This is a genomic window from Pedobacter sp. AK013 (genome assembly GCF_014205835.1).
Lineage (GTDB): Bacteria > Bacteroidota > Bacteroidia > Sphingobacteriales > Sphingobacteriaceae > Pedobacter.
In genome coordinates this window covers 62,113-87,909 of sequence record NZ_JACHCQ010000010.1, presented here as the reverse complement: position 1 = coordinate 87,909, position 25,797 = coordinate 62,113, and the positions used below count along the sequence as shown (strand labels likewise).

General features: G+C 37.9%; 30 protein-coding genes. 18 read left to right on the top strand and 12 right to left on the bottom strand.

The window, feature by feature from the left end; all coding sequences use genetic code 11:
* Nucleotides 1–17 precede the first annotated feature (17 nt).
* Complete coding sequence (gene msrB / locus HDC90_RS09040; protein ID WP_184465633.1) at nt 18–521, bottom strand: peptide-methionine (R)-S-oxide reductase MsrB; 504 nt, start codon at nt 519–521, stop codon at nt 18–20.
* Nucleotides 522–604: 83 nt separating this feature from the next.
* A complete protein-coding gene (locus HDC90_RS09035; RefSeq protein WP_184465632.1) occupies nt 605–787 on the bottom strand; it encodes a twin-arginine translocase TatA/TatE family subunit in 183 nt (60 codons plus the stop codon).
* A 155-nt stretch (nt 788–942) separates the two neighbouring features.
* Between HDC90_RS09035 and HDC90_RS09030 the strand changes: the two genes are divergently transcribed.
* The 12 genes from HDC90_RS09030 to HDC90_RS08975 all read left to right on the top strand — a co-directional run bounded on the left by HDC90_RS09030 (nt 943) and on the right by HDC90_RS08975 (nt 9,715).
* Nucleotides 943–1,173 (top strand): hypothetical protein, encoded by a 231-nt coding sequence (locus tag HDC90_RS09030; protein WP_086547003.1) that lies wholly within the window; start codon nt 943–945, stop codon nt 1,171–1,173.
* 126 nt (nt 1,174–1,299) lie between these two features.
* The gene (locus tag HDC90_RS09025; RefSeq protein ID WP_184465631.1) at nt 1,300–2,403 is read left to right on the top strand and encodes an XdhC family protein; all 1,104 of its coding nucleotides are present in this window, start codon (nt 1,300–1,302) and stop codon (nt 2,401–2,403) included.
* A 14-nt stretch (nt 2,404–2,417) separates the two neighbouring features.
* Nucleotides 2,418–3,008, top strand: coding sequence for an NTP transferase domain-containing protein (locus HDC90_RS09020; protein ID WP_184465630.1), 591 nt, complete (start codon nt 2,418–2,420; stop codon nt 3,006–3,008).
* Nucleotides 3,005–3,985, top strand: a complete 981-nt coding sequence (gene moaA, locus HDC90_RS09015) for a GTP 3',8-cyclase MoaA (RefSeq protein WP_184465629.1) — start codon at nt 3,005–3,007, stop codon at nt 3,983–3,985. Before HDC90_RS09020 ends, moaA begins: the two co-directional genes overlap by 4 nt.
* A 7-nt stretch (nt 3,986–3,992) precedes the next feature.
* Entirely contained in the window at nt 3,993–5,171 is a 1,179-nt protein-coding gene (glp, locus tag HDC90_RS09010; protein ID WP_184465628.1) for a gephyrin-like molybdotransferase Glp, read from the top strand.
* A 3-nt stretch (nt 5,172–5,174) separates the two neighbouring features.
* Nucleotides 5,175–5,915 carry a sulfite exporter TauE/SafE family protein gene (locus HDC90_RS09005; RefSeq protein WP_184465627.1) on the top strand — a complete coding sequence of 247 codons (741 nt, stop codon included), beginning with the start codon at nt 5,175–5,177 and terminating at the stop codon, nt 5,913–5,915.
* Between the two features lies 1 nt (nt 5,916).
* On the top strand, nt 5,917–6,414 hold the full coding sequence (locus HDC90_RS09000) for a molybdopterin-binding protein (protein ID WP_184465626.1): 498 nt from the start codon (nt 5,917–5,919) through the stop codon (nt 6,412–6,414).
* Between the two features lie 4 nt (nt 6,415–6,418).
* Nucleotides 6,419–6,652, top strand: a complete 234-nt coding sequence (locus HDC90_RS08995; protein WP_184465625.1) for a MoaD/ThiS family protein — start codon at nt 6,419–6,421, stop codon at nt 6,650–6,652.
* Between the two features lie 7 nt (nt 6,653–6,659).
* Entirely contained in the window at nt 6,660–7,766 is a 1,107-nt protein-coding gene (locus HDC90_RS08990) for a HesA/MoeB/ThiF family protein (RefSeq protein ID WP_184465624.1), read from the top strand.
* A gap of 1 nt (nt 7,767) precedes the next feature.
* Nucleotides 7,768–8,211: a molybdenum cofactor biosynthesis protein MoaE gene (locus HDC90_RS08985; protein WP_184465623.1), complete on the top strand. Its 444-nt coding sequence runs from the start codon at nt 7,768–7,770 to the stop codon at nt 8,209–8,211.
* 1 nt (nt 8,212) lies between these two features.
* Entirely contained in the window at nt 8,213–9,121 is a 909-nt protein-coding gene (gene moaCB, locus HDC90_RS08980; protein WP_184465622.1) for a bifunctional molybdenum cofactor biosynthesis protein MoaC/MoaB, read from the top strand.
* Nucleotides 9,122–9,373: 252 nt separating this feature from the next.
* Nucleotides 9,374–9,715, top strand: a complete 342-nt coding sequence (locus tag HDC90_RS08975; protein ID WP_167295011.1) for a hypothetical protein — start codon at nt 9,374–9,376, stop codon at nt 9,713–9,715.
* A gap of 1 nt (nt 9,716) precedes the next feature.
* Here HDC90_RS08975 and HDC90_RS08970 read toward each other — a convergent pair whose 3' ends face one another.
* The 7 genes from HDC90_RS08970 to HDC90_RS08940 all read right to left on the bottom strand — a co-directional run bounded on the left by HDC90_RS08970 (nt 9,717) and on the right by HDC90_RS08940 (nt 17,095).
* A complete protein-coding gene (locus HDC90_RS08970; RefSeq protein ID WP_184465621.1) occupies nt 9,717–10,388 on the bottom strand; it encodes a hypothetical protein in 672 nt (223 codons plus the stop codon).
* A gap of 245 nt (nt 10,389–10,633) precedes the next feature.
* A complete protein-coding gene (locus HDC90_RS08965; RefSeq protein WP_025142821.1) occupies nt 10,634–10,822 on the bottom strand; it encodes a cold-shock protein in 189 nt (62 codons plus the stop codon).
* 162 nt (nt 10,823–10,984) lie between these two features.
* Entirely contained in the window at nt 10,985–11,275 is a 291-nt protein-coding gene (locus tag HDC90_RS08960; protein WP_029277549.1) for a hypothetical protein, read from the bottom strand.
* Nucleotides 11,276–11,902: 627 nt separating this feature from the next.
* Complete coding sequence (locus HDC90_RS08955) at nt 11,903–12,793, bottom strand: SMP-30/gluconolactonase/LRE family protein (protein ID WP_184465620.1); 891 nt, start codon at nt 12,791–12,793, stop codon at nt 11,903–11,905.
* A 70-nt stretch (nt 12,794–12,863) separates the two neighbouring features.
* Nucleotides 12,864–14,666: an ABC transporter ATP-binding protein gene (locus tag HDC90_RS08950; protein WP_255497567.1), complete on the bottom strand. Its 1,803-nt coding sequence runs from the start codon at nt 14,664–14,666 to the stop codon at nt 12,864–12,866.
* Nucleotides 14,611–16,347, bottom strand: coding sequence for an ABC transporter ATP-binding protein (locus HDC90_RS08945; RefSeq protein ID WP_184465619.1), 1,737 nt, complete (start codon nt 16,345–16,347; stop codon nt 14,611–14,613). Before HDC90_RS08945 ends, HDC90_RS08950 begins: the two co-directional genes overlap by 56 nt.
* Nucleotides 16,348–16,492: 145 nt before the next feature.
* The gene (locus tag HDC90_RS08940) at nt 16,493–17,095 is read right to left on the bottom strand and encodes an LURP-one-related/scramblase family protein (RefSeq protein WP_184465618.1); all 603 of its coding nucleotides are present in this window, start codon (nt 17,093–17,095) and stop codon (nt 16,493–16,495) included.
* Nucleotides 17,096–17,406: 311 nt separating this feature from the next.
* Between HDC90_RS08940 and HDC90_RS08935 the strand changes: the two genes are divergently transcribed.
* A complete protein-coding gene (locus tag HDC90_RS08935) occupies nt 17,407–18,252 on the top strand; it encodes a S1 RNA-binding domain-containing protein (protein ID WP_184465617.1) in 846 nt (281 codons plus the stop codon).
* Between the two features lie 118 nt (nt 18,253–18,370).
* On the opposite strand, the gene HDC90_RS08930 is transcribed toward HDC90_RS08935, so the two are convergent.
* The 3 genes from HDC90_RS08930 to HDC90_RS08920 all read right to left on the bottom strand — a co-directional run bounded on the left by HDC90_RS08930 (nt 18,371) and on the right by HDC90_RS08920 (nt 21,954).
* Nucleotides 18,371–19,045, bottom strand: a complete 675-nt coding sequence (locus HDC90_RS08930; protein ID WP_255497565.1) for an MCP four helix bundle domain-containing protein — start codon at nt 19,043–19,045, stop codon at nt 18,371–18,373.
* Nucleotides 19,046–19,164: 119 nt separating this feature from the next.
* A complete protein-coding gene (locus tag HDC90_RS08925) occupies nt 19,165–20,598 on the bottom strand; it encodes an ATP-dependent RecD-like DNA helicase (RefSeq protein ID WP_184465616.1) in 1,434 nt (477 codons plus the stop codon).
* A gap of 216 nt (nt 20,599–20,814) precedes the next feature.
* Nucleotides 20,815–21,954: a putative sensor domain DACNV-containing protein gene (locus tag HDC90_RS08920; protein WP_184465615.1), complete on the bottom strand. Its 1,140-nt coding sequence runs from the start codon at nt 21,952–21,954 to the stop codon at nt 20,815–20,817.
* 384 nt (nt 21,955–22,338) lie between these two features.
* Here HDC90_RS08920 and HDC90_RS08915 point away from each other — a divergent pair, with 384 nt between their 5' ends.
* From HDC90_RS08915 to HDC90_RS08895, 5 genes are all read left to right on the top strand, one after another.
* Nucleotides 22,339–23,145 carry a DUF3822 family protein gene (locus tag HDC90_RS08915; RefSeq protein ID WP_184465614.1) on the top strand — a complete coding sequence of 269 codons (807 nt, stop codon included), beginning with the start codon at nt 22,339–22,341 and terminating at the stop codon, nt 23,143–23,145.
* Nucleotides 23,136–23,675, top strand: a complete 540-nt coding sequence (rsmD, locus tag HDC90_RS08910; protein WP_184465613.1) for a 16S rRNA (guanine(966)-N(2))-methyltransferase RsmD — start codon at nt 23,136–23,138, stop codon at nt 23,673–23,675. Before HDC90_RS08915 ends, rsmD begins: the two co-directional genes overlap by 10 nt.
* A gap of 257 nt (nt 23,676–23,932) precedes the next feature.
* Nucleotides 23,933–24,394 (top strand): pantetheine-phosphate adenylyltransferase, encoded by a 462-nt coding sequence (coaD, locus tag HDC90_RS08905; protein WP_184465612.1) that lies wholly within the window; start codon nt 23,933–23,935, stop codon nt 24,392–24,394.
* A gap of 254 nt (nt 24,395–24,648) precedes the next feature.
* Nucleotides 24,649–25,152 carry an RNA polymerase sigma factor gene (locus tag HDC90_RS08900; RefSeq protein ID WP_184465611.1) on the top strand — a complete coding sequence of 168 codons (504 nt, stop codon included), beginning with the start codon at nt 24,649–24,651 and terminating at the stop codon, nt 25,150–25,152.
* The gene (locus HDC90_RS08895; protein ID WP_184465610.1) at nt 25,142–25,747 is read left to right on the top strand and encodes a hypothetical protein; all 606 of its coding nucleotides are present in this window, start codon (nt 25,142–25,144) and stop codon (nt 25,745–25,747) included. The genes HDC90_RS08900 and HDC90_RS08895 overlap by 11 nt, the downstream gene beginning before the upstream one ends.
* Nucleotides 25,748–25,797: the final 50 nt, after the last annotated feature.

Genomic DNA, 25,797 nt, shown 5'->3' with positions numbered 1-25,797 from the left:
TCATATTAGCCATCAACTTATTTGGCTGGAATAAATTTTAATGCATAAGAGTTCATGCAGTATCTTTTGCCCGTTGGTTCTGGTCCATCATCAAATACATGCCCCAGATGTAAGCCGGTACTGGCTTCTACCACTTCATCTCTCACCATACCGTCTGATTTATCGGTTACGATTTTAATGGCACTCTGATCTATCGGTTTGAAAAAACTTGGCCAGCCCGTTCCCGATTCAAATTTGGTATCTGACGAAAATAAAGGCTTACCGGTAGCAGCGCTTACATAAATCCCTTTTCTATGATTGTTCCAATAGGGGTTTTTATATGGAGTTTCTGTTCCGCTGTTTACCATTATTTCGTAAGCATCGGCAGAAAGGATTTTTTTCCAATAAGTAGCAGGCTTAGCTTCTGGGAATAACTTTGTGTTGGCTTCCATTCCTGCCACTTTTTCAGGAGATTTAACTTGGCTACAAGCATTCAGCGTAACAGCCAAAAGTGGTATCATCAATAATTTTAACGTTTTCATATAACATTAGTCGTATGGTGAGGAAAATCCTTACAAATGGTTAAAAATTAATTGAATACCTACCAGATAAAAGCCAAAAAGAATTAAGCTTCTTTTGATACTTCGGGTTTCTCTTCTTCCTGCCCGGCTTTAAATTCTTTTATGCCTTTGCCCAATCCTTTCATCAATTCAGGGATTTTTTTTCCACCGAACAATAATAAAACAGCAACTCCAACAAGGATCATTTCAGGACCTCCAAACAAGGCAGCGATGGTTGTATTCAACATTTTGTTTTTAATTTATGGATATGTTACACTTACGCATCAACCAAGGCTTTGGTTTTTAATTGCAAAATTAAAAATTTAAAAAAAAACATCTCAATTTAAAGTAATTTCTAAAGTTGTACGTCTACTCTTGATAACAAACCTAAAAACATTTTATTATGATAGCCGTTTTCAAAACAAATGTATCCACGGATAGCGAATTAAACGTAATCAGCCCATTGCTGAACAGCCAATTCAAAGAAATTAAATGGAATATCGATTTATGGGACAGCGATAAAATCCTTCGGGTAGATTCGCCAAGAGATTGGACAAAAGAAATTACCGAGCTCTTTAACAGTATTGGTTTGCGCTGCATTAACCTCGAAATCTTTCATTCCGAGCCTTTTTAAGCCTAACATTGAAATTCCGGTAATTATTATTGATATCACGATCTATTGGTGTCAGATATTACGATCTAATACCGAATTTTGTAATAGATTATCGTTAAATTGCATCATCTATTGCATCGACCCCTAATGAAAGAAATTACCGATATCATAAAGGCGTACCAAAAGGCAACGAAAGAAAAGAAAAAAACAGCCCTTGCAACGGTAGTTAAAGTAGAAGGTTCTTCTTATCGCAGGCCTGGTGCCAGGATGCTGATTACTGAAGATGGCCAGTTAACAGGAGCCATTAGCGGCGGTTGTTTAGAAGGCGATGCCTTACGGAAAGCACTTTCGGCAATAGTACAGCAAGAAAACAAACTCATTACTTACGATACCACGGACGAAGATGATGCCAAATTTGGCGTACAATTGGGCTGCAATGGTATTGTACATATCCTGTTCGAACCCATTATAGAGGCGGATGGCTTAAATCCCATCGTTATTTTAACCGCTTTGCAAAACAAAAGGGAAAACGCTGTATTGGTAACACTTTTTTCGTTAGCGGATAAGTTGCAGTTGGGCACAAGCATGCTTTTTAGAAATCAACCTATCCTATCTAAAATCCCTAATGCAATCTTCGATGAGACGATCAAAGACATCCAAAAAGTTTCTGAAAATAAAACTACAGCATTTAAAGTTTACGAGCTCGGCAGTCAAAAGATTGATGCTTTTCTGGAGTTTATCCAACCACCCATCTCATTCATGATAGCCGGTGCGGGCAATGATGCACAACCACTGGCAGAAATGGCCTACCTTTTAGGCTGGGAAGTAACTGTAATAGATGGAAGGTCTACGCACGCCACACTTCAACGTTTTCCAAATGCAAACAAAGTTTTAGTGAGTAAAGCTGAAAATGTATTATCTCACATTCAGATAGATGAACAAACAGCCTTTGTATTGATGACACATAATTACAATTACGATCTCGAACTGCTTAAATATTTATTGGGCACAAACGCACCATATATTGGCACACTTGGTCCAAAGAAAAAGCTGGTCAGGATGTTAGATGAACTGGATTTAGCAACACCAATAAATGAAACACGCGTGCATGGGCCCGTAGGACTTGATATTGGCGCAGAAACCGCAGAAGAAATTGCCATTTCTATCCTCGCAGAGATTAAATCTGTTTTTACCGGCGCTTCGGCTATATTCTTAAAAGAGAAGAAAAAACCGATCCACGTTTACGAATAAAAAGCGATTAAGCATTGAAAACGGGCATCATCATACTGGCAGCAGGCAACTCCTCACGTTTAGGAAGACCAAAACAGCTTTTAAATTACAAAGGAAAAACACTCTTGCAAGGGGTAATAAATGAAGCTTTAGAAACAAATTGCGAACCTGTTATCGTTGTTTTAGGCGCAAATGCGAAAGAAATATCCAGCCAGCATCAAAATGATCAGATTAATTTCGTTATTAATGAAAACTGGGAAAATGGAATGGCCTCAAGTATTGTTGCCGGACTTTCAACTTTGATCAAAAATAATAGTAAAATAGAAAGTATCATTATTGCTGTGGCTGACCAGGCTTTTATAAAAATGAGTAACTTTAACAACTTAATCGAAAAGCAGAAAGAAACAGGCAAAAATATCATTGCCAGTGCATATGATGAAACGATGGGGACTCCTGTTCTCTTCAAAAAAGACTACTTTGAAGTACTTTTATCGCTTAAAGGGGCTGAAGGGGCAAAAAATATATTAAAACAATATCCCCTGGACTTGGAAACGGTAGCTTTCGAGCATGGAGGAATTGATATTGATACAGAAACAGATTACAATAATTTAATTAGCCAGCAATGATAGCCGATTCTTTTGGAAGAATACATGATTACCTGCGGATATCGCTTACCGATAACTGCAATTTTCGCTGCTTTTATTGCATGCCCGAAGAGGAATACGATTTCACCCCTGCTTCGCGGCTAATGCAAACTGAAGAAATTATTAAGCTTGCAGAAGTTTTTGTAACCAATGGCGTAAAAAAAATCAGGCTTACAGGTGGTGAGCCATTGGTAAGGAAAGATGCAGCCCAAATTATTGCGGCGTTGGGTAAACTTCCGGTTGAGCTCGTAATTACCACAAACGGAACCCGCATTGCAGAAATGCTGCCGGTATTAAAAGAAGCAGGTGTTAAAACCATTAACATTAGTCTGGATACATTACAGCCTGAGAAGTTCTTTATGATCACCAGAAGGGATGTTTTCCATCAGGTACGCAGCAATATAGAACTGCTTTTGCAGCATAAAATAAAGGTAAAAGTAAACATGGTGGTGATGAAAGATCTTAACGACAACGAAATTAACGATTTCATCAATTGGACCAAACACAATCCCATCCAGATCAGATTTATTGAATTTATGCCTTTTAGTGGTAATAAATGGACGAGCAATAAAATGTTTTCTTTGGATGAGATACTGGCTTTGATTGAAAAAGATTTCTCGGTATTACCTGTTAAGGGAGAACCACACGATACGGCCAAAAGTTTCATGATTCCTGGTCATGAAGGTTCGTTTGCCATTATCAGCACCATGACCAATCCTTTTTGCGATACCTGTAACCGCATGCGCCTAACTGCAGATGGAAAACTAAAAAACTGCCTGTTTTCGGATAGCGAAACCGATCTGCTTACCGCATTGCGCAAAAATGAAGATGTGCTTCCGTTAATCCAAGCAGCAATATGGAGCAAAAAGAAAGCATTAGGCGGACAGTTGGTGGGTGATTTCGAAAAAATTGATACCACTACCATTCAAAACAGAAGTATGATTACCATTGGAGGATAAAATTTTCATGATTAGCGTTAAAGAAGCAAAACACCTCATTTCTCAACACATAACAGCATTAAATCCCATTTCAATTGACTTGGCAAAGGCATCAGGCTACATTCTTGCAGCCGACGTTTATGCTAAATACGATATTCCGGCATTTAGCCAATCTGCAATGGATGGTTATGCGCTAAAATTTACTGATCACGAAAAAGTACTCAATATAATCGGCGAAATGGCTGCCGGAACGGCAACCAATATCAGCATCCAGAATGGAGAAACCAGTAGAATATTTACAGGTGCCCCCTTACCAAATGGTGCCGATACAGTAGTGATGCAGGAAAAAATTACCAGGATAGATGGAAAAATCACCTTACAGGATCCTAATTTAAAACCTGGCTTAAATGTAAGGGATAAGGGTTCGGAGATTAATGCCGGAGCATTAGCAATGGAAAAGGGAAATTTTCTTAGTCCTGCCGCTATTGGCTTTCTGGCGGGGATCGGCATTAACGAAGTTAGCATTTATCCCATGCCAAAGATTTCGATTATTGTAACGGGAAAAGAATTACAACAACCGGGGAAAGGACTAGAATTTGGTCAGGTGTACGAATCGAATTCCTATTCTCTTTCTGCTGCTTTAAAACATGAAGGCATTGAACAAATTACCGTTTACGAAGCCGATGACGATCTCGAGATCCTTAAAAAAGTACTACTAAATGCAGTGGCAAACAGCGATGTTGTGCTACTTACGGGAGGTGTAAGTGTGGGCGATTATGATTTCGTAATCGAAGCAGCCTCAGATTGCGGCATCAAACAGATTTTTCATAAAGTGAAACAGAAACCTGGTAAACCATTGTATTTTGGCACAAAAGATCAAAAACTAATATTCGGACTTCCGGGCAACCCTTCATCTGTACTCAGCTGCTATTATAATTACGTGTTGCCATCTATAAAATCTTTATCATATAAAAACAATAGTGTTATTGAGGTTCAGGCCGAGCTTACACATCCTTATTCCAAACCTGCAGGGCTAACACATTTCCTAAAAGGCAAATATGAAAATGGATTAGTTACCCCGCTTAGTGCGCAAGAATCTTACCGATTAAGCTCCTTTGCACAGGCCAATTGCCTGATCTCCCTCGATGAAACACAAGAACACTTTAATAAAAGTGACACCGTAACTGTAATGATTTTACCAAACTAAACCATGCAAGAAAGCTTCATCCTCTTTTACTGTTTACTTTTTATTGTTGCTTTTTTATATGCTTCAGTTGGGCATGGCGGAGCAAGTGGCTACCTTGCGCTAATGGCGATTTTTGCCATTTCGCCCGCTATCATGAAGCCTACGGCACTATTGCTTAATCTGTTTGTTTCTTCCACTTCCTTTATCCAGTTTTACCGCGGTGGCCACTTTAAGTGGAAAACCTTTTGGCCTTTTGCAGTTGCCTCTATCCCGCTCTCTTTTGTGGGCGGTATGATGGTTATTGAAAGTTCCATTTATAAAAAGATTTTAGGGTTGCTTTTACTCATCCCGGTCATCCGTTTTTTCTTCTTTAAAAATACCGATCCTAAAGATTTCAAACCATCAAATATTCCTTTATCGCTTGCTATTGGCGGTATTATCGGTTTGCTTTCGGGCATGATCGGCATCGGAGGCGGAATTATCCTTTCTCCTGTCCTATTATTGTTAAAATGGACGGATCAAAAACAGACGGCAGCAATTAGTGCAGCGTTCATATTTGTTAATTCAGTTGCTGGTTTAGGCGGCCAGCTGATTAAAGGCTTCGAATTTAATAGTCATATGCTCGCTTATGTTGGAGTAGCTTTTGTTGGCGGTATTTGCGGTGCTTATTTTGGCGCCTTAAAATTTCCGCAAACCGTTTTAAAAAATGTGCTCGCCTGCGTATTAGCGCTAGCCGCTTATAAATTATTATTTACACATGCATAATATGAAATACCTTATCATTGCCATATTATTTTTAAGTTTTGCTGCAAATGCCCAAGAAAGCAAGCAATTTATAATCGAAGGGAAGGTTAAAAAGCCATTAACAATCACGCTAGACAATTTAAGTACTTATAAATCCGTTAGTTTGGATAGTATGACAATTTTTAACCACTTGATGCAACGTAAAAGCAGTATCAAAAACATTAAAGGTGTGCTTTTGAAAGATATTTTGGCCAAAGTAGAAATAGATGCTGCTTCGCCAAAAGCACTCAGCGAATACTACCTTGTTTTTACCGCAACTGATCATTATAAAGTGGTGTACTCGTGGAATGAAATTTTTAATTCGCCAACCGGAAACCAACTGATGGTTTTAAGTAGTTATGATACCGATCCAGTAAAGACTGAAAAAGGGAATATTGCCATTATTACACCCAGCGACTTCGCTACAGGAAGAAGATTTGTAAAAGGATTGAGTAAAATCAGCATCTTACAGGTAAATTAGCAGCATGGAAATTGAAATAATCAGTTTTGGTCAAATTACCGAATTCATTAATAATCAAAAAATTGAAGTTGATGGCATCGCTGATACCGATGCCTTTAAACAATACCTCGAAGATCGGTTTCCAGCCTTAAAGGGTATAAAATATAAACTTGCCCTGAATAAAAATATTGTCCAACAGAATACGGAAATTTTAAACCAGGCTACAATAGCCATCATGCCACCGTTTTCTGGCGGCTAAACAACATATGAGTGCAGAGCGATACAATAGGCAGATTATCCTTAAAGGATTTGGAGAGGAAGCGCAACAAAAGCTTTTAAGGGCAAAAGTACTTGTTATTGGTGCTGGTGGTTTGGGCTGTCCAGCGTTACAATACCTGGCTGCTGCTGGTATTGGCCATATTGGCATTGTTGATGATGATACCATTTCATTATCCAATTTACATAGACAGGTACTTTTTACTACAGCTGATATCGGAAAGCTGAAAGTAGAGATTGCTGCAAAGCGCCTGCAGGAAATGAATACCCAGATCGGGATTATCCGTCACCCTATCCGTTTGCAGAAAAACAATATCCTCGATATTCTATCCAGATATGATTACATATTAGATGGTACAGACAATTTCGAATCCAGGTACCTGATTAACGATGCCTGTGCGCTACTTAACAAACCGCTTATATTTGCCGCAGTTTCAGGTTTTGAGGGGCAATTAGCTATATTTAACGCTCCGGATCATTTAACACCTAGTACCAATTACCGCGATATCTTCCCTATTCCTCCCGATAAAGGAGAAGTAGCCAATTGTGCCGAAAATGGTATTTTAGGTGTATTGCCAGGTATATTGGGTACCATGGCAGCCGCAGAAACCATTAAACTGATTGCCAAAATCGGGCAACCGCTCATCAATAAAATATTAAATTATAACCTACTTACACAAGAACAATATACGATCAACATCAGTCACGGAGGCGGTTATATCCTACCTAAAACTGTTGATGATTTTTTAAATATGGATTATCAGGATACCAGCGAAGGGCCCCAGGGGTATATAGAAATTGATGCCAGCGAACTGGTTAAACTTCAGCAGTTAGAATCGACAATTTTAATCGATGTACGTGAAAGGCACGAAGTACCGATATTGGATAAACAAATCTTTACACAGGTACCAATGTCGGAGTTTGGCGCTTTTATGAGCAAAGAGTTTTATCAAAAACATGTGGTTTTAATCTGCCAGCATGGAATCAGAAGTGTAGCAGCGGCAGAGGCCATGCAGGAAAAATATGGTGATGCCAAAAAGATTTACAGTTTAAAAGGCGGTATTGTAAAATGGAGAGATCATTTTCTCAAATCCTAATATGAGCGAGAAAAAAATTAAGAACATATTTGTTGATGGTCCAATAGCACCTGCTTTTATAGCCGATAGCATTGCCAAGCACAAGAGCAAAACCGCTATTGGTGGCCATAGTATTTTTATGGGCCAGGTGAGAAAAGATGAAATTGACAGCAAATTTGTTGCAGCGATAGATTATACCGCATACGAAGACCTCGCTCTTGAAAAAATGCATCAGATCAGAGAAGATATTTTCGAAAAATATCCATTAAACTGTATGCATATTTATCATAGCTTAGGTAGGGTTAAAGCAGGCGAGATCTGCCTCTTCGTTTTTACTTCATCAGCACACCGCAAACCTGCAATAGCAGCCTGTAGCGAAGTAGTAGACCGATTAAAAGCCGAATTACCGATTTGGGGAAAAGAAATATTCGAAGACGAAACCCATCAGTGGAAAGAAAATATTTAATATGGTAAATATCACAAAAAAATCCAATACCTTAAGGATTGCCATTGCAACCGCTACCGTAAAGGTATCGAAGCAGGAAACCATTGATGCCGTTGAACAGCGCAAAATTCCCAAAGGTGATGTATTTGAATTTGCCCGTGCAGCAGGGTTATTTGGCGTAAAAAAAACAAGCGACGTAATTCCGGATTGCCACCCGCTTCCGATTGAATATACTGCTATTACTTACGAAATTGTGGGTTTAACCATCATTATTAATGTTGAAGTACATACCATTTATAAAACAGGCGTAGAAGTTGAAGCTATGCATGGTGCCTCGGTTACTGCCTTAACCATGTATGATATGTTAAAACCAATTGACAAGGGAGTCGAAATCGAAAATATCAGGTTATTAAAAAAATCAGGAGGAAAATCTGACCTTAAAAATGCGATATTCCCTGAAATAAAAGCTGCGGTAGTAGTCTGTTCAGACTCTATTTTCGAAAATAAAGCACAGGATAGCGCTGGTAAAGCAATTATTTCGAAATTGGCACAATGGGACATCAATGCTAAGAAGTACGAAATCGTACCCGATGAAATTAACATCATCCGGGATAAAGCCAATGAGTTAAGTGCAAGTGGTTATCACCTGATCATTTTTACCGGAGGAACCGGCCTATCACCCCGCGATGTAACTCCTGAAGCCATTGCGCCTTTAATTGACAGGAACATTGAAGGGATTATGGAAACTGCCCGCCGTTACGGCCAGGAACGTATGCCTTATGCTATGCTTTCGCGTGGTGTAGCGGGTTTTATCGGAGAAACATTGGTGCTTACTTTCCCGGGCTCGAAAGGTGGCGCAGAAGAAAGTATGGATGCGCTTTTCCCACAGGTTTTACATTTGTTTAAGGTGATTAAGGGCGAGAAACATTAGTTGTTAGTCGGGATTGGTAATATTTATAGTTCCACCTTAAGAACCAAGGATTTATAATCCGCAGAACAAAGGTCGAGATCACAGATCCTGACCAATGAGTATCGTCATTCCCAACTTGATTGGGAATCGTAATGCAATAAGCTTTAAGATTCCTGCCAGCGCGGGAAAGACGAATTAGTTTAAATCAACAATATTAAATCTAAACAGCAAAAATCTTTTTTGTGATAAAAAATTAAGTCCTACTTTTGCGGCATGTCGTCTAAATATAAGATTTTATACTTTTTCCAAAATTCTGATACTGCTATTCTAGAAATTCAACGTCTTGGTTTGCCCGAGAATGCTGATGCAGAAGCGACCTACCACTGGCTTTATTTTGACAAAATTACGGGCTCTTTAATTAAATTATGGTTCAGATCGATGGATTCTTCTACCGAAATTGAAGAACGTTATTTTGAACAAGGTTATCTTAAATTCAATAAAACAGAGGCTACATACATTGAAAAGCACAATTCTTCGCAGCAAAAACTCAATAATATGGGCAATAGAGCTATTGGGGATGAAATAAGTGTTTTATTAGAAAATTACCTGAAATAATTTAAGCCATCTCTGGCAGCTCTGATTCTAAACCAACTTTATTTAAAGGATAACGGGAGGCATGAAAATCCTGAAGCGACTGGCAAAAACCAGGGTACCATTCTTGTTTTTGCATACTTTCTAAAAGTTGTGCACAGGCAAGTACATCGGCATCAGCCTGATGCAGTGCATGGGCAACAAAATTAACGACATCCCAAATACCTTCTATCATAAAAAACCTAAAGGCAGACAGGATTGCAGACCACTGCACTTTTTTAGCCAGCAGCAAAAAGAAACGCGATACAGGGCTGCACAAACGTTTAAAAGCCATGTAATCATCTTCTGCGCCCTCCAGGTTTAAAAGGCCATCAATGTAGGGTAGATTTACAATTTCTGCAGCAATTTTATCACGACCATAGAAATAAACACTACCTGCACAAATGGAAGATATTGAGATCAGCGCCAAATGATCGTAGATTTCGGGATGCATTTTTAACTTTCCATTACGTACAAATACCAATCCGCCCTTTTTTGATGCACCAGCTTGTTTATTCATAGCCGATAAGCTCAAAAGCTCAAATTCGTTGGCAAAATTAAGTGCCATTACAAACTGTGCCGCAGCCATAAAAGTACCCCGATCTAGCGGTTTATTGTTTATAACAGGTTCCTGAATTGAAAAAATAGAAAGTTGCAAAAATATTTAATTTGTTTGGTTCCGGCCGACTATATCGACATTGGCAAAAATAAAAATCCAATTCAGAAAACAACGATATAGATAATGGGTAAAGTTGATCAGAATGATAATCGACTAGAAATGAGAAGGAAATTTTTTCAACCTTTTTGTTCAGTAAATCGTATCCCTAAGTTCGATAGTGTAATAAAATATCCGTGCAAAAAAAAAGCAGGACTAAATCCTGCTCAAAATCTTTTGGGGAAGAATTAAACAACTCTTACTTTCACTGCATTAAGGCCTTTTTTGCCTTCTTGAACTTCATATTCAACTGTATCATTTTCTCTGATTTCGTCAATCAGGCCTGATGCATGCACAAAAATCTCAGATCCGCTTTCTTCTTTAATAAAGCCAAAGCCTTTTTCTGAGTTAAAAAATTTTACTGTTCCGTTTTTCATTATACTGGATGTTTTTAAATTAAAAACCAAAAATAGGATTAAAACCCAAAAACCAAAATTACTGGCAAACAAAATTGCGAATTATGCACAAAAAGATTTACAACTGTAAAAATTATGGCTGCCATTTTACAGTCTAAGATATTAACCGCGAATGTTTACGGGTTAAAAAGATTTTCCTTGCGTAATAGAAGAATACCAATTAATCGGGTGTGATCTTAAATTCATGCCATCACTTTCAATATGATACAAGATAATGGGCATACTAAAATCGACAAAACGTTCTACCTGTCTGGAAAGTTTACCGAGAAAATCCATGCTCGATATGCCCTCTTTTAAATGAACGTAAATTACACTGCCTGTTTTAAACTCAAAGCGCTCTACCACTCCTGGCCACTCTGTTTTTATCCTGGTGAGGAAAGCTTTGATTTTGGTTTCTTCTTTTAGATTTTCCATAAGCTTATCAGGTTTTTTTTAATATATGCTAATTTAAAAAATTATTCCAAATTAGATTAATTGTAACAGGACCTATACAATTCTGCGTATAATTACTTATGGTGCTAAACGCCGTGAAGAATCTTTTATAAAGCGCCCAGTAAAGCCTAATCCTAATCATACTTGCTATCCGCATAAACCTGGTAAACATTAATCCCAGTCAAGCTGGGAATGACGTCACCTCATTATTATATATTATTCCAGCACAGATAGAAACGATGTGTTACTCAACAAGGCTAATACTTGACTCCTTTTAAGTCCACATCATATTCAAATTAATTCTCAGCTTTCCAGCATTTTAATTCATTTCGGATTGTAATATAGAATAGCAGAACTCAAGTAGATGCTGAAGTAGATTATCAGCATTTTTTTTGTGATTATTTTAGGACGGGATAATTAAATTAAAAAAGCCCTTCAATCCTGAGAGGGCTTTTTCATAGTCGTCTATCCCTATAAGTAGGAATTTCAAAACTAATTAATGCATTTTATATTTTTTGGGGTTGAATAAACTGAACAGATTTTTTTTTCGGCTTAATTCATCTTTGCTTTTTCAGCTAAAAATGCCTTTTAAACGACTATAACACACTATTACTCTACTCCCTTTGCACTAGTAGAAATAACATACAGCGATTTTGAAGCCGTAATAAAAAGCAAGTTTTTATCTTTTCCACCAAAACAAATATTACCACACCACTGTTCAGGCACTTCAATATGACCGATTTGTTCGCCTGTTGGTTTGTAAATATTCACCCCTTTTCCGGTGACATAAATATTTCCCTTACTATCTAAAGTCATCCCATCAGAATGCTGGTTGAGGATAAGTTGTCTGTCCGTTAATTTGGCGTCGGTGCCAATACGATAACGGTAGGTTTTATTCGCACCCATGTCGGCTACATACAAAAATTTACCGTCTGGTGTCCCCACAATTCCGTTTGGTTTCATCACATCGTCTGCAACTATGACAGCCTCCTTTTTCCCTTTCGGAAGATAATACACCTTTTGACCTTGAATCTCCGGTGATTTTCTCGTCCAGTAATCGCGCTGATAGTAAGGATCAGTAAAATAAATTCCACCTTTGGCATCTAACCAGATATCATTGGGTCCGTTTACTTTTTTACCCTCATAATCGCTGAAGAGTACTTTTATTTTCTTGTTTTTATCGATAGACCAGATCTCGTTATGTTCGTCGGCACACACAATTAAGTTTCCCTTCTTATCAAAATAAGTTCCATTTGCCCTACCCGATTTATCCATATATAGGCTCAGTTTACCATCAATACCGTATTTCCAGATCTTATCGTTTGGTTGATCAGTAAAAAAAACGTTTCCCTGTTTATCAACAGATGCACCTTCAGTAAACTTAAACTGTGAAGAAATCAATTTTAAACTATCCTGAACAAAAAGATTTTGCCCTACACTTTGTGCAAAAGAAGCTAAGCTTAAGGCCGAAAAGGCTAGAGAGAAGAAATATTTTTTCATTTGTGTTTTTAATTGTTTGATCAAATCTCGCAGGTTTTAAAAACCTGCGAGATCCATGCTCGTAAATATATCAACTTACCCGTTTTCCTTTCAGCAACATATTTAATGCATCACTCAGTGTACCAGCTTTTTGCACTTCGCCTTCATTTACAAAATAAATTTCGTCGGCATTTTCAATAGTATTTAAGCGGTGGGCAATAATTACCAATGTAGTTTCTTTTGATAGTTTATTTAAAATGCTTCCCAAAAGTTGTTCAGTTATGGTATCGATATTGGCTGTAGCTTCATCAAGAATCAATAATTCAGGATTTCTGAGCACAGCACGCATAAAAGCAATCAGCTGTTTCTGTCCCAAACTGATACTGTCTGACGCTGAAGTAATCTGCGTATTTAATCCTTCATCAAATATGGCTAAAAGTGCATTTAGGTTAGCCTCTTCAATTATTTTCTCCAGTTGCTCATCACTTACCTCTTTATATAAACTGTTGCCATATAAAATATTCTCTTTTACAGATCCGGTAAATAAAAATGGCTCTTGCAATATGAAACCGATTTTTTGTGTCCGTTGTTCTGCCGAAAACGAACGGATATCCTTGCCGTTTAATAAAACAGTTCCTTTTGTGGCATCGTATAAACGTGAGATTAGTGAGGCAGTTGTGGTTTTTCCACCTCCGGTTGGTCCAATTAGGGCGTAAGTTTTACCCTTTTCGAACCTTAAGTTAATGTTATGCAAAATTTCTTTACTACCATCATAAGAAAAATGAACATTTTTAAATTCGAGCAAAGCAGCATCAGAGGTAATATTTTCGTCAACTTTAACCTGTTTTAAGTTGCTCTCTAATGACAAGATTTGCGATATCCTGTCCCAACCTGCCATGGCAACCTGAAAACTAGTCCAAAGTGCGGCCAACTGCCTCAGCGGATTATAAAAATTGGTGGTATAAGAAATATAACTCACCAATAAACCTAAGGTGAAATTTCCCGTGGAAATTAAATAAATCCCAAAAAGTAAGGTAATTAATTGCGCAATACTCGATAATAGCCCGTAAACAGGCACAAAAATATTGTTGGCCAAACCTGCACCAATCGCCGTTTTATAATTTTCGGTATTGGCTTCGTTAAAACGCTTCCTAAAATAATCCCTCCGGTTAAAGGCAATAATCACCTTAAAGTTGTTTAGGCTTTCCTGTATTTCGGCGCTCATACTACCAACACTTTTTAAATTTTTAGCATTTTTTCCTTTTACCCAAGGCGATAAAGCTAATGTAAAAAGTACAATTACAACCGCCGGCGAAAGTGTTGCCGCGCCAAGCGCCGTGTTAATCGAAAGCAGAAAAATACCTGCACCGATCATGGTTACAATACTGCCGATAAACTGCATTAGCGACTGCGAGAAAAACTGGTTCAGCTTATCGGTATCGTTATTCACCCTCGAAATCAGGTCACCCGCTTTGTTCTGGTTAAAAAAAGAAACGGGTAATTCCTGTAATTTATTAAAAATGGCATTACGTAAAGTGTATAACATCCGCTGGCCTACCCCACCCATTAACCTGGTTTGAGTGTAACCGGTTACCATGGCAATCATATACATTACCAAGAGTATACCGCCAAAAACAAGCACACCATGAAACTGTTTGGTGCGGATATAAGTATCAACTGTATGGCCCACCAACAGTGGCCCTAAAAGCAATAAGCCTGAATTTACCAAAATGGCAATTAGTGCCAGCCAAAGGTTTTTACGTTCAACTGAAATGAGTTTAAGCAGGCTTTTCAGTGCTTTATAAGTAGATTGCTTTTCCTGCCTGGTGCTAAGCTGGTTAAGATTGTAGTTCATAATTACTGGTGCTCTGTTGTGAATTGTAAATCTGAACATATTCAGGACTGCTTTTTAACAATTCCTGATGGGTTCCTTCTGCAATGATTTCGCCCTGCATCAGCAAGATCACTTTGTCGTAATGTTCAACAGACGCTATTTTTTGTGTAATGGATAGTAAAGTTAAACCTGGATAATTTTGCTGGATATTTTCCAGAATTCTTTTCTCTGTATTGGTATCAACACGGGCAGTAAAATCATCGAGCAATAAGATTTTCGGATTCACAGCTAAGGCCCTGGCCAGCATAATCCGTTGTTTTTGTCCACCCGAAAGGCTGTTTCCACGTTCAGAAACAATGGTGTTCAACTGATCGGGCAAAGCGCTTACAAAATCTTTAAGTTCGGCTGTAGCAATGGCCTTTGCCAGCGATTCGTCTGTAACGGTATCGCTAAAGGCAATATTTTCCCTAATGCTCATGTTGAACATAATACTGTCCTGAAATACAAAACCAACCTGTTGATGGAAATTCTCCTGATTGTATTGTTTAATTGCTTCACCATCAAACAATACCGATCCCGAATCGGCATCTATCAAACCTGTTAAAATATAGAGCAATTGTGTTTTACCCGCAGCCGTAGGCCCAATAATGGCCGTTTTAGAGCCTGCTTTTGCAGAAAACGAAACCGATTTTAAAACCGGTTTTTGACCGAAATTCATGGTAATATCTTTCACTTCTACATCACCCTTTAATTGTCTTTTCAGCGTACCCGGATGTTTAACCTCGGCAGCATTCAGCACACTTTCTATCCTTTGATAGGATGCTGTAGCCTGTGCAATAACATTGCTCATGAAACCGATTACCAAAATAGGAAATATGATGAGCGTGAGGTAACTGCTAAAAGCCGTAAACTCTCCCAACGTCATCGAATTGGTAATTACAAAATGACCGCCCAGCACCAAAATGCACAAACCAGATAAATTGGCTGTAAAAACAATAACCGGGATCAAGGCTGCAAACATTCGCAAGATGGATATCCCTAAATCTCTCGCTTTGGCATTTGCATCCAAAAATTTATTGTATTCTAAAGTTTGAGAGTTAATTACCCGTATTAAAGCTGAACCTAAAATACTTTCGCTGATTACTTTATTCAACCAATCAATCACTTCTCTGCTCTTTTTGAAAAGCACTTTTACTTTACTTAATACATAAAAAAATGCACCGCCAATAATCGGCACAATTGCAATAACACAAAGTGCCAGTTTCCAGTTGATCATTAAGAGCAAAATACTCGCCCCAACAATTAAAAATATAGATGAACAGATAGAAACGATAGCCTGCGAAACAAACATTTTGATCGAATCGGCATCGGCCGTAAGGTTAGTCAACAGTTTTGAGGGGTTAGCCTGAATAATGTAGGCATGGCTTTGCCTCGAAATCTGATCAGACAACCTGGTTCTTAAATCTCTTGCTACACGTTCAGAAGCATAGGTTTGTACAATGCTCTGTAAATAAGTAAAAATAAAAACCAGAACAATGGCCAGCGAGAACTGAAGCAGGATGGATTGAAGATTAAAAGTTTTGTTGGTATAAGAATCGATACCACCGGCAATAATCTTCGGTAAGAGTAAGTTGATGCCGTTACTGAGCAATGCAAACAGGATTAGCATAAAAATTAAGCCCCTGTAGTTTCCAAGTAAACTAAAAATACTTGGTTTTTTGGCTTCTTTGGTTTTTTCCATATCAAATGAAGATACCTTAAATTGTAGGTTCCAAATTTAGCCCAAAGAAATGATTAAATGACGGAATTATTGAATTAGAGAATGTAATTTATTCGAGGGATATTCTCAATCAATAATTCAATCATTCTCTAATTCAATAATTATCCTACTTACTTTCCTTCAAAACCATATCGATGGTAATGGCAGTGGCTACAATTGCTACTTTCTGGTTGCTTTCTGCATAACTGGGATCGATAGAAACATTGTATTTATCGGCTGTGGTAAAAACTTCTTTCAAAGCGCCAGCCCATTTTTTATTTATTTTGCCCATTTCGGCGCCTGCATTATTGGTAATGCTGAAATTCCAGGCTTTCCAATCGCCAGATATTTTTGCAATCTCCTCTCCCGATGTTGGACTCGAAATGGTAAAAGTTGGCTTAAATAATTTAAATTTTTGTTTAATAATACCCACTTCAACACCTAACGGATCGGTAACAATAATTTTCGACATCCAGAATGTCCAGCCTCTGGTAATGGTAGCCTGCAACTGATCGTTGGTGTCGGTAATTTCTAATTTAAAAGGCATCATTCGCTTATCAACCAACAAGGTTAGAACCTTGTGCCAGCCAGAAATACGTTGTTTAATAATCCCGATCTGAGCACCCTGATCGTTGTAAACTTTGTACTCGTTCGCAAACTTTAAAAAGTTTACTTTCTCATCAATAAAATATTCATCGCTTAAAAAAAACGGGGGAATCTGCTTGTTCATATTGTAGATTTAATTTTAGATAAGCTGCTAAAATATATATTTTTTTCAATTACTGCCCTTAATTCTCTAATCGTCGTTAATTATACAAGGGTCGTCATCCTGAATTTATTTCAGGGTCTTTATTACACAAAAGATGCTGAAATAAATTCAGCATGACGTACTGATTAGAAATAGCTGATTTAATTATTTTGCAACTGTAATTCTCAGCAAACACTGCAGCACCTTTCCGACAGATTTAAAACCAATTTGCAGCTAAACATTGCTACCTTTGCAACAAAAGCCATTGAAGAAAATGGTTAAACCCAAAACAAATGATTGAAATAGGAAAATACAACGAGTTAAGAATTTTAAGCAAAACTGAGGCTGGATTAAACTTAACCGACGGCGATAAACTAGTGGTGCTACCTTACCAATATGTGCCGAATGGTGTAGAAATAGGCGATAACATTAATGTTTTTGTATTTGTGCAGAAAGACGGCCGCTTAACGGGGACTACTCAAAAAGCATATGCCGAGGTGGGCGATTTTGCTTTTTTGAAAGTGGTTTCTGATGGTGATGACGGCGTTTTTATGGATCTCGGTATTGATAAAGACGTATATGTGCCGGATCGTGAGCAAAAAAGGCCAATGCAAAAAGGCTACAAATATGTGGTTTACCTGTATTTAGACGAAAGTAACGGTCGCTTATTGGCTTCCTCTAAACTATATGATTTTGTTGAAGAAGAGGACTTCGATTTTGAAGAAGGCGACGAAGTAAGTTTATTGATTACGGAAGAAACCGATCTTGGTTTCAACGCCATTATTAATAATACTTATATCGGTTTGCTATACAATAATGAGGTTTTCGATAATATCCAACCAGGTGATCTGCGTAAAGGCTGGATCAAGAAAATCCGTGTAGAAGGCAAGATCGATTTAACCCTGCAACCTAGCGGTTATGGTCATATCCTCGATTCGAAAGAGATGGTGTTAAAAGAACTGAAAAAAAGTGGTGGTGTGATTGAATTAGGCGACAAAAGTTCACCAGAAGACATTTACCATCGTTTCCAGATCAGTAAAAGTGCTTTTAAAAAAACCATAGGTTCATTATACAAAGAACGCTTAATTATGCTTTCTGACGATTCGATCAGACTGATTACAGACGACGAAGCAGAATAAAATCGCCACGGATCAAAAGGACAAGCACAGTTTAGCTATAATTAGCCACGGAAACACAGATTAACACCGAATAATTTTCTGTGATTTCTGTGCCTCCGTGGCAAAAAAACCGTAGGAATTAGTTCAAATTAAATTTCTCGTTCTGAATTTTCACTGCGTTCGAGGCCGAAACTATGGCCACGATCATAATTCCGATTACTATGGCCAAAATAACTTGCAAAGTGGAATAGATCTTAGTTCCGGAAACAAAAATTTCTGATCCTTTAATCAGCTCGTTCCCGACTTTAGATTGTATTTTAATGAGCGCCGAAAGTTTGGCTAAAGTCTGGTTTGTCGCTTTCCTGCCTAACGACTCATAAATTGTCCTACCTTCTGTACCAGCCACGTTCAAAATTTTAGCCTCCAATCCTTGCTGAATGGTTAATGCACTTTTAAGATCGTTTAGAAAACTTTTTTCCTGCTTTACCAATAAAGTAAGTTCATATTTATTAATTACAGAATCTATTTTACGATTGTGCTTATTCATTTTCACCATTCCCACTGAGGGATGAATAATGCCGTTATCCAACAATATATCTTGAAGGATCTCATTTTTATAATACAGGTTTTCGGCAATAAAATATAGGTCTGTTGCCGGAACAAGCCTGTCATTGTACATGGAAATAAATGATTCGTTAATCCGTTCTACACTTTTATCCTCTAAAAAACGGATTAATAAAGTACAACACATGATACAGAAAAGCAAAACAGCAATTTTCAGCTTATTTTTAAGGCTAAAGGCAAATTTCATCATATAATTGGTTGGTATTTAAAATTCTTAGCTCACTATCTTACCTTGATCGTCAACCTGAATTTATTTCAGGGCCTCTTCGCAAAATAGATGCTGAAATAAATTCAGCATGACGATAGCCACTAAAAATAATCTTCCTGCGCTGTCTTCGCGAAAAGCTGAGGCGCAAAATTGACTAAATATAACTCTTTTTTTGCTCGCGTTACGGCAGTATATAACCAGCGGAGAAAATCCAGATCGATCATTTCTTCAGTCAGATAACCTTGGTCAGCAAAAACAGCATCCCACTGCCCACCCTGGGCTTTATGACAGGTTACCGCATAAGCAAATTTAATTTGTAGGGCGTTATAAAAAGGATCGGCCTTAATGGCCAGCATCCGTTGCCTTTTATTGGCAATGTGCTCGTAATCTTCATTAAGCCCATCAAATAACTTTTTATTCTGCTCATAAGGCAGATTAGCACTTTCTAAATTGAGCGTATCCAACATTACTTTGCAGCTTATCTGCCCCGCAGCAGGAAAATCCATAAACTCTAAGGTGGCGTCGGCAAAACGGAATCCATAACGTTCTTCTTCTCCCCTCACACGAATCACCTTTGCCATATCACCATTGGCAATAAAAGCAGTATCCTCGTTCTCAGGCAGCCAGAAATAGTTATTCCGCACCACCATAATCTGATCACCACCTGTTAATTCTTCTTCGCGGTATAGCAACCTTGCTCTAATCTGTTGGTTATATACATTGGCCGATTTATTGGAACGGCAAACCACCAGGGTATTTTCCATGCCGAATTTTCGGTAAGCATACTCCAACCCTTCCACCAAACGTGCACCAGGCATGTTGTAAATATCGGTGTAACTTTTAGTCAGGAATTTAGGTAATGGTTTTTCAGGATTTTTAGCAATCTGGTTCCGCAACATGGTAGCATTGGCCAAGATACCCGATTTCCGTCCCTGACGAACCACTTCCTTTAACTCAACCGATGAAACCGTTAAAGCGAATTTATCTTTAAGGTACTGTTCGTTTAATGCGGGGCTATCTAAACTTCCAACTGGAGGCAATTGTGCCGTATCGCCAACAAAAAGCAAAAAACAATTTTTGGTATTATATACAAACTCGAGCAGATCTCTCAATATCGAAGAACCTGTTTCATTAAATTCATCGGCGATCATGGAAGCCTCATCAATAATGAACAATGTATTTTCGGCAAGGTTCGGTGCCAACTGAAACTGCATTTCTGGCGATGCTGCTGAACGCTTTCGGTAAATTCGTTTATGTATAGTTAAAGCCTTTCGAAAAGAATATTGACTCATTACTTTCGCAGCCCTTCCGGTTGGGGCCAATAACTCACTACGCAGGTTAAATTGTTTCAAAACCTTTACCAAAGCTGCTACAGAAGTAGTTTTACCCGTACCGGCATAACCTTTTAGCACAAAACAGCGGTACTCATCGTCCTGTTGCAAAAACAACGCCATCCGTTCGCAAAAAAGCAATTGCTCTTTGGTTGGACTATGTTCGTATGCAGAGGCAATAAGCTGGCTTTTATCCTGAATCATTTAGGGTCAATTGTATAAATTGGTTAACTGTTTTAGGTGTGTAAAATAGAGTCTGAGTTTTCGGCATTAGGTCTGGGTTAACTAAACCGTATTGGAGCGATATCCCCCGATTCTTCATCGGGGATTTAGCAGAAAAACGGACTACAGCAACCAACTGGCTGTACAGCACCTTTTCAAATCTATAATCGCTAAGCTCTATGTGCTCTGCCCAGCCTATTACAAAAGTAAGGTTTCTATACGATGCGCCATTACCATATTTTGTTTTTTGCTATAACTGAAAATAGTAAAATGGCCATCCTGAGAGGCTACCAAACCAATAGACTGCGGCTGATCGTTAACAAACTGTGCCACAGAAAAATGCCGTGTACCACCAAGCTGTCCCGGATAAAGAATCTTATCTTCACCACCAACAATGGGCTCCGAAAATGCAATCTGTTCTACCGTTGGTTTACCTTTAGCACGACCGATTTTTGCACCAAATGCAATCAGATCAAATTCTTCGTTAATGATTGTTGCACCATCAACAGCTGTTAAACCTGCCAAATGATCAACTTCGCGGCGCACAGCTCCCTGCGAAAAAATTTCGCTCTGGTTACCGCTTTGTTTTGCAAGATTGGATAACCCACAAAATGGAGGTTCTATCAAATACTGTATCGGGTGGATAATCGATTCTTCCCACTTCGTATCGCCTTTCGGCACAATTAACAAGGCTCCCCCCCGACCATGAGCACGCATAGAAACCGAAAATTGAATCAAAATATTGATCGGATCATTCCAGCTGGCTAAAACAGTGAGATCTAGCAAGGCCTGTAAAATAGGCGGGCAATCCTTATTCGTACAGCTTCTATCGTCTACAATGCGGATCTGCTCCCCTTTTAGCACAGCAACGTTCGTAAACTTACCAATGCCATAAATCCTTCGGTGTTTAATTACAATTAAGCCAGGTTCAGAAACATCAACTACAAAACAAAAGTTCGGAATATTAAGGGTTGTGCCCCAGATATAAAGTTCACCATCTTCTTCCCAAACGCCCAAATGGATGCCAGAACGTTCAATCCCAGGTGCTATTTTGGTTAAGGTATTCGCATTTAACGTTAGCTTTTTGGCAAAATGCAATGGTTTCGAGGTTTGTTCAGGAGGTAAAAAAGCAATCGAAATCCGTGGCGAATGTCCCTCCTCCTTACGTAAGCTGCTCCAAAAAGCAACATCAATTATTGCTTCAATTATTTTTTGATCTGGTTGAGTAGCCAAATCTATCTCACCCTGTGCAATTGCATTTTTATGCAGTTTAACAAAATGTTGCTCAATAGTTGCTGCAATCGTGTTTGCCGCTTTGTAGGTAGGCTTATAACTCATGTTCCGAATTTAAGCCGAATATTTCGATTTTTGAATATCCTAAAGGTTTGATTTTGGTAAAAAAACACAGACATTTTTACCACAGATTTTCACAGATAAACACAGATATTTTTGATCTTCTTTTAAGTGCAGAGACAAGATTAACTACGAAGGCTCAAAGAACACAACGTTAATTGTATATTTTTGGGCGAATATTAATTTGCTCAAGTGAACTAGGGTATTTTGGGTGTAAAAATATTCATTGGATAATTAGTAGGCAAAATGACTAGGATTTATTTCCATGAGCACCATGTTTCCATAGTAAAAAACTAAAGCACTCGGGGCAAAACCAAAAAATTTACCTCATCTTACCGTTAATCCTCAAAAAAGTCTATTTTTGTTTCAATGAGTAACAATAGTCTCTTATTAGTCGATCCAGATTTTAAAGCTGATGCATCTGCGAACTGCCATTTATTATTAAAAATAACGAATGATAGCTTTTCTTATGCTGTGGTAGGTAAAGATACGGAAGAGATTAATATCATTTTTGATAAACAAGGCTGTGAAGATGTACAGAGAGCGCTAAAATCTGCATTTGAAACCGATCGTTACTTATCATTAAACTATGCAGCTGTAAAAGCGGCAATCCATACATCAAATTTTATTTTTATCCCTGATGAGTGGTTTGATAGTGAAAACCTGGCCGTTTATTCAAAGTATTTAGGTTCCGAGGCTAAAGTTTATACTAAACACAACAATAAGCTGGGTTTTAATACTATTTTTTGTTTAGATGAGGATATTAAAGCAAATTTGCCTGAAAAAACAGTTTTATTTCCGCAGTCTGAACCCCTCATGGCTTTATTTAACCATTTGGCAGGCGAATCTTTATTAATCGATTTTACAGCAGTATCCTTTAATGTATTATACATAAAAGATAAAAAGATTGTTTTTCAAAACCACTATCAATCAGAAAATGCAGAGGAGTTTAATTATTTCCTGTTGTTAATGATCGAACAACTGGGATTAACCGATACGATTCCCGTTTATTTACAAGGCATTATAAACGAAGATGATGAGCATTACAACTGCTTATTAAAATATTTTAACCAACTTTATTTCTTCCTTCCTGCTGGAAAACAAAATAGCGAGTTATTGGCCGATATGCCTAAGCACTATTTCAGCGGGCTACTTGCTTTAGATTTATGCGAATAATTGGCGGCAAATTAAAGGGTATCCGTTTGCAGCCCCCTGCAAATTTACCGGTACGCCCAACCACGGATATGGCCAAAGAAGCGCTTTTCAATATCCTCAACAACAAATATGATTTCGAAACCTGTACCGTACTTGATTTATTCAGTGGTACCGGAAATTTAACTTTTGAGTTTGCCTCACGCGGGGCAAAAAGCATCTTAGCTGTTGATATGGATTATGGCTGCGTAAATTGGGTTAAAAATACCGCAAAACAATATCAGTTCGATCAGATTGATGTACGTAAAGGTGATGTTTTTAAATTGTTAAAACAGATGACCGGCGCTTACGATCTGATTTTTGCCGATCCACCCTACAATATGCCCAACATTCCACAGATTCCGGTGATGGTAAAGGAGCAACAATTACTTAAACCTGACGGCCTGTTAATTGTAGAACACCAAAGTAATATGAAACTGAACAGCCAGCCTGGCTACACCGAAACTAGAAAATACGGTAATTCATCCTTCAGCTTTTTTGAGTTTAGTTGGTAGCAAATATCCTAAGCTTTTCTTAAACCAGTCTAATATTATTTTCTTTTCTGAAAGCGAGCATTCGGTACGTTGCGGCAGCCTTTCCTGCTTCAGTTATAGTGCCGTTGAACGTCTTAATGTTCTTAATTTCTTCATCATAAAAGATTAAACCGGGTGTATTGTGTAAATCCGTGTTTCTGCAGAAAAAAAATACTCCTTTTTATGTTCGCTATGTCTTAGTGTTTAATAATTTCAGCATAAAAATCTATATTTGAATAATGAAGATAGCGCTATTTCCTGGCTCCTTTGATCCGATCACCATTGCTCATGTAAACATTTTACAACGTGCCACCCCACTTTTCGATAAAATTGTAGTGGGCATCGGACTCAACAGTTCTAAACAGAATTTTTTAAGTGCGGAGCAGCGTCTCCAGATTTTACAAACTGTTTTTAAAGACTATCAAAATATCGAAATCCAAACTTACGAAGGCTTAACTGTAGATTTCTGCCGAAAAATTGATGCCACATATATGGTGAGAGGTATCCGTTCAGCTGCCGATTTTGAGTATGAAAGAGCCATCGCGCAGATCAACCAGACCATGATGCCCGAAGTAGAAACCATTTTACTTTTAAGCAAACCCGAATATTCTGCCATTAGCTCTACCATTGTCCGCGATATTTTAAGAAACAATGGCGATGTAAGTCCATTTGTACCAAAAGAAGCACTTAATTTTTTATAGTTCTTATAATGTCCATTCAGGTTTTACCACCTGAATGGTAAATACGTATTCCCCTCTTCCAGAGGGTATCCGCAGAACGGGGTGTTTTATTTACTTAACATACCTAATCTCCGCAACTAATCTTAGCGTCTCGCTAAGACATAATTATTTCTATACTGAATCATTTGTCTCAGATAGAAATATCTGACACCACAATTTATTTCAAAAAAAATGTAACGTTTTTAAAAATCAGTTACCAATTGGATATATATTAAATGAAAGAAACAGAAAATACATTCCTCACCCTGATCAATCAGCACAAAGCGATTATACATAAGATTTCTAAAATGTATATGAACAATGCCGAAGAACAGCGTGATCTGTTTCAGGAAATCGTGTTACAGCTATGGAAAGCCTATCCTACTTTTAAGGGTAAGGCCAAATTTACCACCTGGATGTACCGTGTCTGTTTAAATACGGCTTTAATCTATTTTAAAAAGGACAACAGAAAAGTAGACAAAACACCATTGGATGAAAATATTGATATAATAGATGTAAATGAAAGTGCCGAAAAGGAAGAAAAACTGGCCTATCTGTATACTGCCATGCAAGAGCTGAATGTTATAGAAAAAGCATTGATATTTCTCTTCCTCGAAAATCAATCTCATCGCGAAATTGCCGAAAACCTGGGCATCAGCGAAGTAAATGCGCGGGTTAAACTCAACAGAACTAAAGAAAAATTACAATTCATCATAAAGAAAAACGGTTATGAATTTTGACGAAATAAAAAATGAATGGAATGCTGAAAGTCCAGAAGGAAACATCATTTCAACCGATATGCTTAAAATAAAGCAGGCACATACCCCAATTGATAAAATAAGAGGGAAAATGAAACATGAGTTTTTCTACCAGATCTTTTTTTTGATACTCATGGCCTTTGTTCCTTACCTTTTTGGTTTCTCATCCGTAATGAATCAGGTATTTTTAATGTTTTATGCCATCACCTGCGGATTTACAGCTTATTATTTTTTTAAGTTTTACCTGTTCTATAAAAACTCTTACGATATGAGTTTAGATACGCGCAAAAACATCCTCTGGTTTTTCTACGAAATGAAACTCAATATCGAACTATATAAGGCCCTTACCTACATTATTGCCTTTATCGGCATCGCATTCATTACCGTTTATTTATTTATAGAAAAGGCTTCTATTTTCAATAAAATTTTAGCCAGGCTTTCACCCGTTTACATCTTATTAAACTGTTTTATTACCATTCTGATTATCGGAGTAATTACCGAACTATGGGCTTGGTATTACTATGGCAAGTATTTAAAGCTGGTTAAAAAAGTAGTTGATGAGTTGGATTATGAATAAATCTGTGCTGTTAGCTGTTACCATCTGAGTATTAAAGTATATTAAAATTC